The sequence below is a fragment of the Agarivorans sp. QJM3NY_29 genome, from assembly GCF_050870835.2.
In the GTDB taxonomy this organism is placed as follows: domain Bacteria; phylum Pseudomonadota; class Gammaproteobacteria; order Enterobacterales; family Celerinatantimonadaceae; genus Agarivorans.
Genome location: NZ_CP194036.2, coordinates 602,823 through 617,832 on the forward strand (window position 1 = coordinate 602,823; position 15,010 = coordinate 617,832).

14 protein-coding genes are annotated in these 15,010 nt (G+C 45.6%); 12 read left to right on the top strand and 2 right to left on the bottom strand.

Going from position 1 to position 15,010, the window contains the following annotated elements; translation table 11 throughout:
• The 7 genes from tusD to tuf all read left to right on the top strand — a co-directional run bounded on the left by tusD (window position 1) and on the right by tuf (window position 5,541).
• On the top strand, window positions 1-399 hold the full coding sequence (gene tusD / locus ACRRS0_RS02750) for a sulfurtransferase complex subunit TusD (RefSeq protein ID WP_432454740.1): 399 nt from the start codon (window positions 1-3) through the stop codon (window positions 397-399).
• Window positions 396-755 (top strand): sulfurtransferase complex subunit TusC, encoded by a 360-nt coding sequence (gene tusC / locus ACRRS0_RS02755; protein ID WP_432454739.1) that lies wholly within the window; start codon window positions 396-398, stop codon window positions 753-755. Before tusD ends, tusC begins: the two co-directional genes overlap by 4 nt.
• 1 nt (window position 756) lies before the next feature.
• Complete coding sequence (gene tusB / locus ACRRS0_RS02760) at window positions 757-1,032, top strand: sulfurtransferase complex subunit TusB (RefSeq protein ID WP_432454738.1); 276 nt, start codon at window positions 757-759, stop codon at window positions 1,030-1,032.
• Window positions 1,033-1,177: 145 nt separating this feature from the next.
• The gene (rpsL, locus tag ACRRS0_RS02765) at window positions 1,178-1,552 is read left to right on the top strand and encodes a 30S ribosomal protein S12 (RefSeq protein WP_248714063.1); all 375 of its coding nucleotides are present in this window, start codon (window positions 1,178-1,180) and stop codon (window positions 1,550-1,552) included.
• 94 nt (window positions 1,553-1,646) lie between these two features.
• A complete protein-coding gene (gene rpsG / locus ACRRS0_RS02770) occupies window positions 1,647-2,117 on the top strand; it encodes a 30S ribosomal protein S7 (protein WP_432454737.1) in 471 nt (156 codons plus the stop codon).
• 78 nt (window positions 2,118-2,195) lie between these two features.
• A complete protein-coding gene (gene fusA / locus ACRRS0_RS02775) occupies window positions 2,196-4,289 on the top strand; it encodes an elongation factor G (RefSeq protein WP_432454736.1) in 2,094 nt (697 codons plus the stop codon).
• A gap of 67 nt (window positions 4,290-4,356) precedes the next feature.
• Window positions 4,357-5,541, top strand: coding sequence for an elongation factor Tu (tuf, locus tag ACRRS0_RS02780; protein WP_432454751.1), 1,185 nt, complete (start codon window positions 4,357-4,359; stop codon window positions 5,539-5,541).
• 314 nt (window positions 5,542-5,855) lie between these two features.
• On the opposite strand, the gene ACRRS0_RS02785 is transcribed toward tuf, so the two are convergent.
• Window positions 5,856-8,390 carry a hypothetical protein gene (locus ACRRS0_RS02785; protein ID WP_432454735.1) on the bottom strand — a complete coding sequence of 845 codons (2,535 nt, stop codon included), beginning with the start codon at window positions 8,388-8,390 and terminating at the stop codon, window positions 5,856-5,858.
• 217 nt (window positions 8,391-8,607) lie between these two features.
• Between ACRRS0_RS02785 and oxyR the strand changes: the two genes are divergently transcribed.
• A complete protein-coding gene (oxyR, locus tag ACRRS0_RS02790; RefSeq protein ID WP_432454734.1) occupies window positions 8,608-9,498 on the top strand; it encodes a DNA-binding transcriptional regulator OxyR in 891 nt (296 codons plus the stop codon).
• Here the strand turns inward: oxyR and ACRRS0_RS02795 are convergent.
• Complete coding sequence (locus ACRRS0_RS02795) at window positions 9,495-12,083, bottom strand: penicillin-binding protein 1A (RefSeq protein WP_432454733.1); 2,589 nt, start codon at window positions 12,081-12,083, stop codon at window positions 9,495-9,497. The genes oxyR and ACRRS0_RS02795 overlap by 4 nt on opposite strands.
• A gap of 158 nt (window positions 12,084-12,241) precedes the next feature.
• On the opposite strand from ACRRS0_RS02795, the gene pilM reads away from it, so the two are divergent.
• Genes pilM through ACRRS0_RS02815 form a run of 4 tightly spaced genes read left to right on the top strand, consistent with a single transcriptional unit; the run spans window position 12,242 to window position 15,006 of the window.
• Window positions 12,242-13,318, top strand: coding sequence for a type IV pilus assembly protein PilM (gene pilM, locus ACRRS0_RS02800; protein WP_432454732.1), 1,077 nt, complete (start codon window positions 12,242-12,244; stop codon window positions 13,316-13,318).
• Window positions 13,311-13,886, top strand: coding sequence for a PilN domain-containing protein (locus ACRRS0_RS02805; RefSeq protein ID WP_432454731.1), 576 nt, complete (start codon window positions 13,311-13,313; stop codon window positions 13,884-13,886). The genes pilM and ACRRS0_RS02805 overlap by 8 nt, the downstream gene beginning before the upstream one ends.
• A complete protein-coding gene (locus ACRRS0_RS02810) occupies window positions 13,886-14,482 on the top strand; it encodes a type 4a pilus biogenesis protein PilO (protein ID WP_432454730.1) in 597 nt (198 codons plus the stop codon). The genes ACRRS0_RS02805 and ACRRS0_RS02810 overlap by 1 nt, the downstream gene beginning before the upstream one ends.
• Window positions 14,482-15,006: a pilus assembly protein PilP gene (locus ACRRS0_RS02815; RefSeq protein WP_432454729.1), complete on the top strand. Its 525-nt coding sequence runs from the start codon at window positions 14,482-14,484 to the stop codon at window positions 15,004-15,006. Before ACRRS0_RS02810 ends, ACRRS0_RS02815 begins: the two co-directional genes overlap by 1 nt.
• Window positions 15,007-15,010 lie beyond the last annotated feature (4 nt).

Below are 15,010 nucleotides of genomic sequence, written 5' to 3' on the forward strand. Positions count from 1 at the left end.
ATGCTAAAAAATCTAAATTATGCCTTGGTTGTTACCAGTCCCTTATATGGTCGACAGGGCAGTGCGACTGCTCTAAATCTGGCAAATGCGATTGTTCAACAGGGGCATGCATTGAATACCGTATTCTTCTATTTAGAAGGGGTTTCCAATGCCATCGTGAGTGCTCTTCCTGCGAGTGATGAAGTTGACTTTCATCAAGCTTGGCTGGATCTGAAGGTCCGTGCCAATTGTGAGTTGTTAGTATGCAGTGCTGCAGCGTATCGACGTGGGGTTGTGACCCAGCAGGATGCGCAAAACCATGGTCTTGAGAGTTGGTCGATGAGTGAGCATTTTAGTATGTCCGGATTAGCCGAGATGTCGATGGCCATGCTTGCTGCCGACCGGGTGGTTCAACTGTGAATAAGGCATTAGTGTTCATTTTTGCGACTCCGCCTCATGGAACTTCTCTCGCCCGTGAGTCGCTCGATGCTTGTTTAGCGGCTTCAGCCGTGACCGAGGATGTGGTGGCTTACTTTGACGGTGAGGGTGTATGGCAGTTGTTGGTGAACCAACAGCCAGCAGGCATTTTGCAGCGGAATATTTTACCGACCTATGGTTTACTTGAGTTATACGATGTAGAGCAAGTTTTTGTTAATCCTTTGGCGTTAGCCGAGCGAGGACTGACACTGGAGCAATTGGCTATCCCTACAAAGGCATTGGCAAGTCAGGATTTTTGGACGCGTTATGGGCATGCCCATGCGATATTAAGGTTTTAAAATGCTTCATATTATGCGTCACAGTTATGCAAGTTCAGAGTTTCAAGCCTGTATCCAACAAATGGACGTTGACAGCCATTTGGTGTTGATTGAAGATGCTGTGTATGCCTTAGTCAAAGCTGATGCAAAGTTAGTGGCGTTAAGCGCACAGGGCCGTTTATCGGTGTTGTTGGATGATATGCAGGCTCGCGGACTTAAGATTAGCTCCTTTAATGCTATCGATTATCAACAATTTGTTCAGCTCACGGTAAGCCATACCCCCTGTCTCACTTGGTAAGCTATCCCTCAAGACTAAAAAATATTAGATTTAGGTGATTCGCAAGTCTTGACTCTTATCCGCGCAACGCATAAAATTTCGCCTCCCCAAAATAGGGGATAGATTTTTTTCACATGTTTAAATGTAATTTCAGGAGCTATTTCGAATGGCAACGATTAACCAGTTGGTTCGTAAGCCACGTGCAAGCAAAGCTGTAAAAAGCAATGTACCTGCACTTGCTGCGTGTCCACAACGTCGTGGTGTATGTACTCGTGTATATACCACTACTCCAAAAAAACCTAACTCAGCATTACGTAAGGTCGCTCGTGTTCGTTTAACTAACGGATTCGAAGTAACTTCTTACATCGGTGGTGAGGGTCATAACTTACAAGAGCACTCAGTGATCTTGATCCGTGGTGGTCGTGTTAAAGACTTACCAGGTGTTCGCTACCACACCGTACGCGGCGCATTAGACTGTGCTGGCGTAAGTGATCGTCGTCAAGGACGTTCAAAATACGGCGCTAAACGTCCTAAGTCATAACGGCTCTCCGTTAAGTAAGGCCAAACATTTAGTTATAGCGAAATTTTTTTAAAATTCGTTTTGGGGAAACCTGAAGCATACCGGAGATATTCAAATGCCTAGACGTCGAGTGATCGGTCAACGCAAAATCTTGCCAGATCCTAAGTTCGGATCAGAACTTCTGGCTAAGTTCATCAACGTAGTAATGGTTGATGGTAAGAAATCTATTTCAGAAAAAATTGTTTATGGTGCATTAGACGGTGCAGCTGAGAAATCAGGCAAGTCTCACCAAGAAATTTTTGAAATTGCTCTTGAAAACGTGCGCCCATCGGTAGAGGTTAAATCTCGCCGTGTTGGTGGTTCTACTTACCAAGTACCTGTAGAAGTACGCCCTGTGCGTCGTAACACTCTAGGTATGCGTTGGATGGTAGATGCAGCACGTAAACGTGGTGAAAAATCTATGGCTTTACGTCTAGCGGGTGAAATCCTAGACGCGAGCGAAAACAAAGGTTCTGCGGTTAAGAAACGTGAAGACGTTCACCGTATGGCCGATGCAAACAAAGCGTTTGCTCATTACCGCTGGTAATTGCTTGCACAGCTGCTTAAAACAGCTGTGCTGCTTTCTATGTGAGACTAAGGATATTTCCTTAGCAAGAGGATAACAATGGCTCGTACAACTCCAATTGAGCGCTACCGCAATATCGGTATCTGTGCTCATGTTGACGCTGGCAAAACAACAACTACAGAGCGAGTCCTTTTCTATACCGGTCTATCTCATAAAATTGGTGAGGTACATGATGGCGCAGCTACCATGGACTGGATGGAACAAGAACAAGAACGCGGGATTACGATTACTTCTGCGGCGACGACCACTTTTTGGCGTGGTATGAATGCCCAATTTGAAGAACATCGTGTCAATATCATCGATACTCCTGGGCACGTTGACTTCACCATTGAAGTTGAACGTTCGTTGCGGGTATTAGATGGTGCTGTAGTTGTATTTTGTGGTTCATCAGGTGTTGAACCTCAATCTGAAACAGTGTGGCGTCAAGCCGATAAATATTCAGTGCCACGATTAGTATTCGTGAACAAAATGGATAGGGCTGGTGCAGATTTTGAACGGGTAATTGAGCAAATCCGTGATCGTTTAGGTGCTAATTGTGTACCTATTCAACTTAACATTGGTGCTGAAGAAGGATTCGTTGGAGTTATCGACCTAATTAAAATGAAGGCGATTAACTGGAGCGAAGCGGACCAAGGGACCACCTTTAACTATGAAGACATTCCAGCTGAATTAGTCGCCCGAGCTGAACAGCTTCACGAAGAACTCGTGGAAGCTGCTGCAGAGGCTAGCGATGAGCTTATGGATAAGTACTTGGAAGAAGGCGAGTTAAGTGAAAGCGAAATCAAGTTTGGCTTGCGTAAACGCACGCTAAACAACGAGATCGTGCTAGCGACATGTGGCTCGGCATTTAAGAACAAAGGTGTACAAGCTGTGCTTGACGCTGTTGTTGAATATTTGCCGGCGCCAAATCACGTTGCCGCTATTAAAGGTTTGGACGAGAAAGACAACGAAGTTGACTGTCCAGCAGATGACGATGCACCTTTTGCTGCGTTGGCGTTTAAAATTGCGACCGACCCATTTGTGGGAACGTTAACCTTTATGCGTGTTTATTCGGGAACGGTTGAAACCGGCACTGCGGTGTATAACTCGGTTAAACAAAAACGTGAGCGTCTTGGTCGTATGGTGCAGATGCATTCAAACGACCGGAAAGAGATCAAAGAAGTTCGTGCTGGTGATATTGCCGCTGCGATTGGTCTCAAAGACGTCACCACGGGTGACACTTTATGTGATATGAACAATAAAGTGGTTCTTGAGCGAATGGAATTCCCGGAGCCGGTGATTCAAATTGCGGTTGAGCCTAGAACTAAAGCAGACCAAGAAAGAATGGGTGTTGCTTTGGGGAAATTGGCCGCTGAGGATCCGTCGTTCCGCGTAGAAACTAATGAAGAATCTGGACAAACCCTTATCTCAGGTATGGGTGAGTTGCACTTAGATATCATCGTAGATCGCATGAAGCGTGAATTCAACGTGGATTGTAATGTAGGTAAACCTCAAGTTGCTTATCGCGAAGCGATTCGCAAGCAAGTTGAAGTGGAAGGAAAGTTTGTGCGTCAATCAGGTGGTCGTGGTCAATATGGTCATGTTTGGTTGCGTATGGAACCTCTAGAGCCAGGTGCTGGTTACGAATTTGTCAATGAGATTGTTGGTGGTACTGTTCCTAAGGAATACATCCCAGCGGTAGACAAAGGCTGTAAAGAGCAAATGGATCAGGGTGTGCTGGCGGGTTACCCAATGCTTGACGTTAAAGTCACTTTATTCGATGGTTCGTACCACGATGTTGACTCTAACGAAATGGCGTTTAAAATTGCCGGTGCAATGGGCTTCAGAAAAGGCGCATTGGATGCTGATCCAGTATTGCTTGAGCCGATGATGAAAGTAGAAGTTACAACTCCTGAAGATTGGATGGGAGATGTAGTGGGTGACTTGAATCGTCGTCGTGGCATAATTGAAGGCATGGACGATGGACCTGCGGGCTTAAAGATTATTAAGTCTAAAGTGCCGCTGTCTGCAATGTTCGGCTATGCTACAGATCTACGTTCGGCAACTCAAGGGCGTGCGTCGTACTCGATGGAGTTCACCGAGTACAGTGAAGCGCCCAAGAATGTTGCTGATGCTATTATTGAAGCAAAATAAACTAATTCAACTATGATTGATTTGTCTCTGGTTGAGGCAGGTCGGAATGGAAAAGAAGGTACATATCGTGTCTAAAGAAAAATTTGAACGTAATAAACCGCATGTAAACGTTGGTACTATTGGCCACGTTGACCACGGTAAAACAACTTTAACAGCGGCTATTACTAACGTATTGGCAAAAGTATACGGCGGTGAAGCAAAAGATTTCGCAGCAATCGATAACGCTCCAGAAGAGCGCGAGCGTGGTATTACAATCTCAACTTCACACGTTGAGTACGATACACCGACTCGTCACTATGCACACGTTGACTGTCCTGGACACGCCGACTATGTGAAAAACATGATTACCGGTGCTGCACAAATGGACGGCGCTATCTTAGTAGTTGCTTCTACCGATGGCCCAATGCCACAAACGCGTGAGCACATTCTGCTTTCTCGTCAGGTAGGTGTACCTTACATCATCGTATTCATGAACAAATGTGACATGGTAGATGATGAAGAGCTTCTAGAATTAGTAGAAATGGAAGTACGTGAACTTCTATCAGAATACGAATTCCCTGGTGATGACTTACCAGTGATTCAAGGTTCAGCTTTGAAAGCCCTAGAAGGCGAAGAAGCATGGGAAGCAAAAATCATTGAGCTTGCAGAAGCTTTAGATTCTTACATTCCAGAGCCAGAGCGTGACATCGACAAGCCATTCCTACTACCAATTGAAGATGTATTCTCAATTTCAGGTCGTGGTACCGTGGTAACCGGTCGTGTTGAGCGTGGTATCATCAAAGTTTCAGAAGAAATTGAAATTGTTGGTATCAAAGAAACCACCAAAACAACTTGTACTGGTGTTGAAATGTTCCGCAAATTGCTTGACGAAGGTCGTGCAGGTGAGAACTGTGGTATTTTGTTACGTGGTACCAAGCGTGATGACGTCCAACGTGGTCAAGTATTGGCGAAACCAGGTTCAATTACTCCACACACCAAGTTCGAAGCTGAAGTATACGTACTAAGCAAAGATGAAGGTGGTCGTCACACACCATTCTTCAAAGGTTACCGTCCACAGTTTTACTTCCGTACAACTGACGTAACTGGTGCGGTAGAGCTTCCAGAAGGCGTAGAAATGGTTATGCCTGGCGACAACTTGAAATTTGTTGTTGAGCTAATCTGCCCAATCGCGATGGACGAAGGTTTACGCTTCGCAATCCGTGAAGGTGGCCGTACAGTAGGTGCGGGTGTTGTAGCTAAAATCTTCGAATAAGAACTTAGCACAAGCAAGAAAGGTCGCTTAGGCGGCCTTTTTTATTGCCTCAAGAAAAGTAAATAGCATCATCCTGCTTAGCAGGTCTTAGCAGGTCTTAGCAGGTCTTAGCAGGTCTTAGCAGGTCTTAGCAGGTCTTAGCAGGTCTTAGCAGGTCTTAGCAGGTCTTAGCAGGTCTTAGCAGGTCTTAGCAGGTCTTAGCAGGTCTTAGCAGGTCTTAGCAGGTCTTAGCAGGTCTTAGCAGGTCTTAGCAGGTCTTAGCAGTAGTCCATAAAAAAGCCAGTCATTGACTGGCTTTTTATTACGAGAGGTGGCTAGCCGGCATCAATAATGGCGATGGAACGAGAGCTCTCTACTCCCCCAGGGCTAGTTACAGTGACCGTCATCGTGCCTTCAGTGCGGTTGTTCGGACTACTTTCCTGTATCACGCTAAGGCCAATTAAATCACATAGCCGCACACCGTCAGGCACTGTGAAGGAGGTTTGTCCGGATAGTTCACCATTATTAGAGCCGATAGATACGGTGGTACCAGCTGGCATTTGGTTACCATTAAGATCTTGAACTGTAATCACTAAACCCTGAGATGAAACTGCGGTTAAATCAACACTGCTGACTGGACTGGTGTTAGTGGTATCAGAAATCAGAATGTTAGCGCCAGAGGTGGCCATAATGAGTACCACAGAATCGCGCACTTCGACCAAGTCACGGGTACATAAACCGTTAGTGTCCGAATCTACAATACAAGATAAGCCATTAAACAGTTCTACGATGGAACTAGCTGGTACCGTAGAGTCCTTGATACCAGTCGCGCTGTCGTACTCATTGTTTTCGTTGTAATCTCGGAATCGCTCCTCAACATTGACACTATCATGGTTAATGATGCCAGCTACATCGTAGCTACCATTTTCATTACTATCCACAAAGGCTTCACCAAGAGCGGTGAATGTTTCGCCAGTATCATATATGCGATTACCATTGACGTCAGAGTAGTACTCTTGGCCGACGGTTACCGCTAATACTGAGGCTCGCCCCACGCCATAGCGGTTGTTGCCTTGAGTGTTTACTAGGTCTCCAGGAATGTAACCAGGTGCATTACAGCTGCCTGCCGGAAGATCGTAGAGGTGACCTTTCGGGCGGGGGTTTTGGCTTGCCCAGCTAACCGAGCAGCTACTGTTGGTATCTTCGCCACTAGTTTTACAATTGCCTGAAATTTGGCCGCCATCGCTTTCAAATACGATGGTCGTATCATTAGGGATGGGATTGTTGTTTTCATCACTGACCCTCAGAGTTAGGGTGCTATTTACGCCATCGATCCCCCAAGCCTCTAAGGCTAAAGTGCTCGCCGATAACGACATACTTTGCTGTGAAGGCACGCCAGTATGAATCGCAAGCGCGTTGGAAGTGCTGGAGATGATGCTGCCAGTGTCGGGGTCACTAAAGCTTGCATTGACCACGACCGTTCCTGACATGTTTCCGCTCGTGACACGGGTCAGTACTTCACCAGATGCATTGGATTGAGCTATTAGCGGGCTGATTTTTACGCCGTGTAGTTTTGAATCGAGTGCAAAAGTGACCTCTTGACCAGATTTGGGCTTGCCTGTTGGATCGGTGACAACATAAACCAGCTCGGCGATGGTTTCACCCACCGATTCTTTCAAATAAATGGTTTGTGGCGTTGCTGACTGGAAGGTAATTCCGCTGGCTTTGGTTGTGGCAATATCGATAACATAGTTTTCAGGGTCAATCACGCTGATACTCGGCGTCACAGTAATCGTATCACTGCCGCTACAACCATCAGCCTGATAAATGGCAGTTGCAACGCCGTTTACAGTGGTCACTGAATCTGAAATCTTGGCAAGATCTTGGGCGCTGCAACTAGAAGCAAAGCCTATCGCCACAGGGGTTGTATATAGGTCACCTTGACTATCGGTAATTGTGGCACTAATACTAGCCGTTGCGTCAGAGCCCAAAGTTGCGCCATCAGTGAGGCTGGAACTTAGGGTCATCATTAGGTTGGCTTGACCTACTTGATAGTTGGCGCTAGTAGTGACGCCTAGTTCGCTATTGCTTGCGACTAAGCTATCTGCACCAGTTGTTTCCAATTGAGCGAACAAAGTAGCAATCCCCAAGCCACTCTGGTCCGTCAAGATCGTTTCTGCGCTCAGGTCTGCGTTGGTCGTTGATAATGAAATCAGTTCGTTACTTGCGGGAGCTCCGCCTGTATAGCTTAAGCGAGCGACTGCTGTAATGGGCGATTCGATAGAAAGGCTATTGGTTACGTTACATCCGGTGGGGATTTGATCTCGTGCTACACCATTGCAGTCGTACAGAGCAAGTTGAAGCTCATTTAAGCCGCCGGAACCACCAGAGTTGATTTGCACTTGGTAGTTCTCTGTGGCCGTAACAGTGGCGGTTTCTCCATTGCTCTGATAGCTATAAGTAGCGATAACTGAGTCTGCATTGGTGGCATCGGTACGTGCGCTCATTGTTGTATGACCGATGCCATTATCACCAATCAGAATGGTGGTTGCTTTAAGTTCAGCACTACTGGTACTCAGACTGACCAGTTCATTCGCGATAGCGCTCGCATTTGAGAGTGTGACTACAACGTAGGTATCAGTATCACTGGGAACGGTATTAGTTTTCACACACCCCTGCGGAATTAATGCAGTATTAATCCCATCCGCACAGGTATAAAGGGCAATACCGATTGAAGCGGTGGTGCTTGAGCTGGTCCCACCATCGCCACCACTGCTGCCCCCACCGCTGAGGTCGACACTGCCGTCTCCCCCACACGCGAATAGTATTGAACTAACGAAAATTAATAAGCTGTGTTTGAACCACACCATGGTTATTCCTCCGTGAACCGATACGACCTGTATTCGGAAATCCTGATAGTTTACTTATATATCATATCTAAGCGTTTCTTGGCATTACCGTGTTTGTGAATGCGAGCTTTATAGCAAAGTTTCTTAGATCGCGACTTAGCCTACACGAGTTACTCGCTTACAGTATGGTTGATTGAGACGAAGCAGCGTATTATTAGCTGTAATTAAAGGAGAATGCATGAACCTTCGTGATTTAGAGTATTTAGTGGCTTTACAAGAGCTGAAGCATTTTCGCAAAGCTGCGGAAAAATGTTTTGTCAGTCAGCCGACTTTGAGTGGTCAGGTTGCCAAGTTAGAAGAAGAGTTGGGCTTGTTGTTGATCGAGCGAACTTCTCGCAAGGTGATTTTTACGCATGCTGGCGATGAGTTGGCTGCTAAGGCCCGACAGATCCTGCTCGAGGTAAAGGGCCTTAAAGATATGGCGAAGAGCTTTCAGGCACCAATGGCTGGCCCCTTACATATGGGCTTAATTCCTACTTTGGCGCCGTATTTATTGCCGCAAATAGTGCCACATATTCGTTCTGAATTTACCGATATGGCCCTGTTTCTTTATGAGGAACAAACACATATCTTGTTGCAACGCTTAGAGGATGGTGATTTAGATTGCCTGTTGTTGGCTTATCTTCCTGAAATGGAACGTTTTGGTTCGATCGATTTATTTGATGAAGCGTTAGTGCTCGCCATGCCTTCTCAGCATAAGTGGCAGCATCAGGCTCACATTGAATTGACTGAATTAAGAGGCGAGCAATTGTTGATGCTGGAGGATGGCCATTGTTTGCGTGATCAGGCCATGGGTTACTGTTTTGCGGCTGGGGCGAAAGAAGATAACAGTTTTAAGGCGACCAGTCTTGAGACTCTAAGACATATGGTGGCTGCGGGCATGGGGATCACTTTATTGCCACAGCTGGCTATCCCTCTGGAAACTGAGCAAAATGGCATTTGTTATCGCCATTTTAGCGCTCCTGAGCCGAGCCGACGGATTAGCCTGTTATATCGTAATAACTCGGTACGTCGACCCTGCTTTAATCAATTAGCCGCCCTGATTAAGCGGCATACTCACTTTGATTAAAATAGTTCGTCTTCAGCATCAAAGACTGAACCACTGCTCGGTTTAACATACTCGCTAGGTTCAGTTCCTTTTTCAAAGTATTCGAATCGAGTCGTGTAATCGCTGGCGGTAGTTAACAAGCCGCTGGCGCGGTCTATCCGCACCGTACTTATATTTTTAGGGATTGACCAAGGTTGTTCAGGGATCCCTTCTAAGCCTACTTTCATGAAGTCAATCCAAGCGGGTTGCGCAGTTCTGGCTCCAAACTCTTTCCCTGTGACTTGATCTTTGCCTAAATTAGCATTGTATGAGGCTTCACCTAATTCGCGATTGAAATCGTCAAATCCTATCCAAGATGTGACCACTAAGCCGGGGCCGAAGCCCGAAAACCAAGCGTCTTTGGCATCATTGGTGGTACCTGTTTTACCGGCAATATCGTGTCGTTTTAGCTCTCTTGCTGCACGCCAACCTGTGCCATTCCAACCTGTTTTATGTGCCCAACTTCCTCCGCCCCAAATGACGCTATTCATCGCTTGTGAAACCAAAAAAGCATTTTGTGAACTAATAATTCGTGGCGCCAAGTCTTCTGTTTCAGCAAATGAAATCGCACATTGTTTTAGTGGATCGCCAGTTTGTTCAAGTAGCTCATCTAAGTCTGGCGCATGATTAATAATCTCATGGCAATCATCACAGGCGACTTTCGGTAACTGCTGGAAGATCACATGGCCTTCGCCATCTTCTATTCGGTCAATAAAATAAGGACTGACTAAATAGCCGCCATTGGCAAAAGAGCCGTAAGCACTCGCCACTTGCATCGGAGTTAATGACGCTGAGCCTAGAGAAAGTGATTCGTTGCGGGGGAGCTCATTCGCAGGAAAGCCAAATTTGGCTAAGTGCGAAATCATCGTATTGATGCCTAAGTCGCGCATTAAACGCACCGAAATAACATTTTTAGATTTTGCCAATCCCACTCTCAAACGGATCGGACCATCGTAAACTGGCGGTGAATTTTTGGGACGCCATGCGACGCCCATCGCCTGATCCCAGCGATTAATTGGGGCATCATTTTCTAAGCTCGCTAAGGTCATACCATGTTCAAATGCGGCGGAGTAGAGGAAAGGTTTAATATTGGAACCCACTTGCCGGCTGGCTTGAGTCACGCGGTTAAATTTACTCTGATTAAAGCTAAAACCGCCAACCAGTGCTTCTATTGCACCATCCAGCGGAGAAATCGCAATCAGTGCTGCGCCAGCATCTGGAAGTTGTGATAGTTGATAATGAGTCAACTCTGATTTTTGGGCTTCGCTGTTGTTTGGCGCAGTTGAATCACTACTTGAGTCTGGACCCGTTTCAGCGCTTACTTGGTTGAGGGCGACAACCCAAATAATATCTCCAGCAGTGAGCACTTCAGTGGCTGTTTTAGGCGCCGGCCCTTGCCGGGTATCACTAATAAAACGGCGAGCCCACTGCATATTATCCCAGTCGATCACCCCCACTTCCCCTTGTTTGGTCACGATGGTCGCTTGCTGTTCGGTGACCGATATCACCGCTGCAGCGACAAGTTCTCCATAGTTAGGAAAGTTGGCTAATTGTTCACTGATTTGTTGAGGCTCCAAGGCGGGCTGTCCGGGTTTCCATAGCTGGTCTATTGCTCCGCGATACCCATGTCGTTGGTCATAATTTAATAGGTTTTTGCGCAATGCTGAGGTGGCCGCATTTTGCCGTTTAGCTGTAATGGTGGTGTATACATCCATGCCGGATATGTAGGCGTCTTCACCAAATTGTTCAAGGATCTGCTGGCGGACCATTTCTGCAAGATAGGGAGCCGGTAACGTAATTTCTGCACCATGGTAGGATGCAGTAATTGGGGCTTGATTGGCTTCATCGAAGCGAGCCTGGTCAATATAACCGGTCTCTAGCATTCTTCCTAAGACGACTCTTCGGCGATCACGAGCGCGTTCTGGTGAACGAATTGGATTGAGTGCAGAAGGGGCTTTCGGCAGCCCTGCAATGATCGCGATTTGGGCGAGAGTTAATTGGTCTACCGTTTTGCCGTAATAGACTTGCGCAGCGGCTCCAACGCCGAAGGAACGGTAGCCTAAAGAAATCTTATTAAGATATAGCGATAAAATTTCATCTTTTGATAGCTGTTGCTCAATCTTAAGGGCTAAGAAAATTTCTTTAATTTTTCGAATATAGGTTTTTTCACGACTTAAAAAGAAATTTCGGGCAACTTGCTGGGTGATGGTACTTGCTCCTTGGCTTTTCTCGCCAGTTGCAAGTAGATTAACCGCTGCTCGGGTGATACCGATCGGGTCAATGCCTGGGTGAGAATAAAAACGCGCGTCTTCGGTGGCAAGGAAGGCATGAATCATCTCATCAGGGATATCTTCAATGGCTAAGGGGATCCTTCTTTTTTCTCCAAATTGCGAGATTAACTCGCCGTCGGCACTGAATACTCGCATCGGCGTTTGCAGCTGGATGTCGCGCAGAGTGCTTACGTCTGGTAACTGCGGCGCGACATAAAAATACAGTGCGGTGACTGCGACTAAGCCGAGGCTAGAACCTAAGAAAATTAAAAATAACAGTCTTTTAAGCCATTTCATTACTAAAGTTGTACTCTGTATCGAAAGAACCGTCGATTATATCGTCAAATTGTGACCTGTTTCGACAACTTTCTTAAGATCTATTAGCGTATAGATCAATTACTAGTTATTCTTTATCTACAGGTAACTGTTTAATTTAAAAAGATAGTTGGCGGGTCATGATACTAGGGATAGGTAAAAAGACATCGGCTGCGTTGTTAGGGATAGATTTCGGCTCTGCTACCATCAAAGGTCTGCTACTCTCAAAATCTGCTCAGGGGTTTAAAGTAGAGGCGGTTGCGGAGGTCGTTACACCAACTGGCGCACTGGTCGATAATCAAGTCGTTTCTCCAGAAGAGATTACGGCGTCTTTACGCGAATTAAAAAGAAAATTTCCTTCCCGTAATCGTCAAGTGGCGACTGCTGTCGCAGGTAGTCACGTGATTACCAAAATCATATACATGGACAATAGTTTGTCCGATTTGGAGCTAGAGACTCAAGTTGAGCTTGAGGCCGAAAACTCAATCCCCTTTCCTATTGATGAGATCAGCCTTGATTTTGAAGTCCTCGGTAGTAACGAAAGTGATGCGAATCGTAACAATGTATTATTAAGTGCGGCACGTACCGAAGCGGTTAGCATTCGCGCCGAAGTATTGGCAAATGCTGATTTCGAAGCCAAAATTGTTGATGTTGAGTCGCATGCCTTAGGCCGAGCTTGGCATTATTTATTGCATCATCAAGAAGATGAATTTGACGATAGCAAAATCATTGGCTTGGTCGATATAGGTGAATCCACGCTCAATTTTGCTATCCTCAATAAAGGTGAAGTGGTTTACAACCGCGCCCAAAACTTTGGCGGTGCCCAATATACACAGCAAATCGCTAGTTTTTACAGCTTAAGCCTGGAAGAGGCGAAAGAGATGAAAATTAGTGGCCGTCTACCCGAGAACTATGAAATTGATGTTTTCGCTCAGTTTGTTAGCGGGGTCATTCAAAACGTTCGTCGGCAAGTGTCGCTATTTTTGAGTTCTAGCGGATATAAGTCTTTGGATGCGCTTGGCGTGAGCGGCGGTAGTGCTTTGTCTGACGAATTAGTCTTACAGATGCAGAATGATTTAGAACTGCCAGTTATCAAGGCTGAGCCTTTCAATCATTGCCAGTTTGATCGTTCTGTTGATCCCGACGGATTACGCCGCGATGGAGGGAAGTATATGGTGGCTTTGGGTCTTGCTTTGAGGGGTTTTGATAATGTCTAACATTAACTTGCTTCCATGGCGGGAAGAGCTCAAGGCAAAACAAAGGCGTGATTTTTGGCTGAGTTTGGGGGTCGCCGCTGGCCTTACCTTATTCGCTTCATTTGGGGTGCAAAACTATTATACGAGTCTGCAAAATAAGCAACTTGCGCGTAATCAGTATTTAGAAACTGAAATAGCGGTCCTCGACCAGCAAATTGGTGAAATACGTAAAATAAAAGAGCAGAAAAAAAGCTTAAATGAACGAATCAGCTTGATTCAGAAGTTGCAAGAAAGTCGTAATGTTCCAACCAAAATATTCAACATCCTACCATTGATTTCGCCAGCCGGAGTTTATCTGGATAGCTTAACTTTTCAAAATTCCTTGATTAGCCTCGATGGGAAGAGCGAAGCCAACTATCGAGTCGCGAGTTTAATGCGCAATATTGAGCAAAAAACTTGGTTAGGTAGCCCCAAGATTAGTTCCATCGTCGCTTTATCGAACAAACAAGCGGATATGGAGCTGAGTAAGTTTCAACTTGAATTCGTCGTTAAGTTGGGTCTGCCAAGTGAAAAAGTCGGAGCTAAGTAATGGATTTACAACAGCTTAATGAATTAGATTTAGAAAGCATCGGCACTTGGCCTCGGCCTGCAAAAATAATATTCATTGGTCTCATTTGTGGCTTGATTGCGGCAGGATTTTATTACGTTCAAGTATCAGATGAACAAACCAAGTTGGCTCAATTTGAAGCACAAGAACAAGAGTTACGTAGCAAATTCGAAATTAAAGCTGCTTTAGCAAGTAACTTGCCTGCTTATCAGGCGCAAATACAGCAGATGCGAGATGCCTTTTCCTCTTTGCTCAAACAGCTGCCCGAAAAACATGAGATCCCAGGTTTGCTAGACGAGTTGAGTTTTATCGGTATCGATAATGGCTTAGAGTTTCACCGTATTAACTGGGAGCCAGAAGTTGAACGTGAGTTTTCAACTGAGTTACCGATAAAATTAGAAGTGAGTGGAACTTACCATCAGTTAGGTGGTTTTGTGAGTGCCGTTGCCGCTTTACCGCGAATTGTGATTCTCGATGATATTTCGCTGAAAAAACAAAAAGACGGCGCAGTTTTAACGATGGCGATGTTAGCGAAGACCTACCGTTATAAAGAGAAAATAGAGCCTAAGGATAAGTAATGAGAGCAATCATATTAGGGCTAAGCTTGCTTACATTATTTGCTTGTGGGGGCTCCAAAGATGATTTACAGCAATATGTCATGCAAGTGAAAGCGCGTAAGGTTTCGGTGAAACAAGATGTGCCAGAAATTAAGCCTTTTGAGCATCTTGCTTACCAGGCCGATAACCTAAGAAACCCTTTTACGAGCCCTGTTCCTGAAGCGGAAGCGATTGCTCTAGCCTCTGAAAAGGAATGCTCTTTAGCACCGAATTTTGACCGTGAGAAACAACCACTCGAACAGTATTCTTTGGCGAGTCTAACGATGCGCGGGATCATGGGGGATGGTGCAAACCTATGGGCCTTAATTGATGTTCCTAGTGGTGAATTGTATCGAGTGAGAGAAGGTAATTTTCTAGGCTTGCATAACGGTATTATCATAAAAGTTAGTCAGCTCGGTTTAGATATTAAAGAAGTCGTTTCTGATGGTGAAGGCTGTTGGAATGAGCGAAATACTCAGCTTTTGCTTTCGAAAGTGGAACAATAGGATA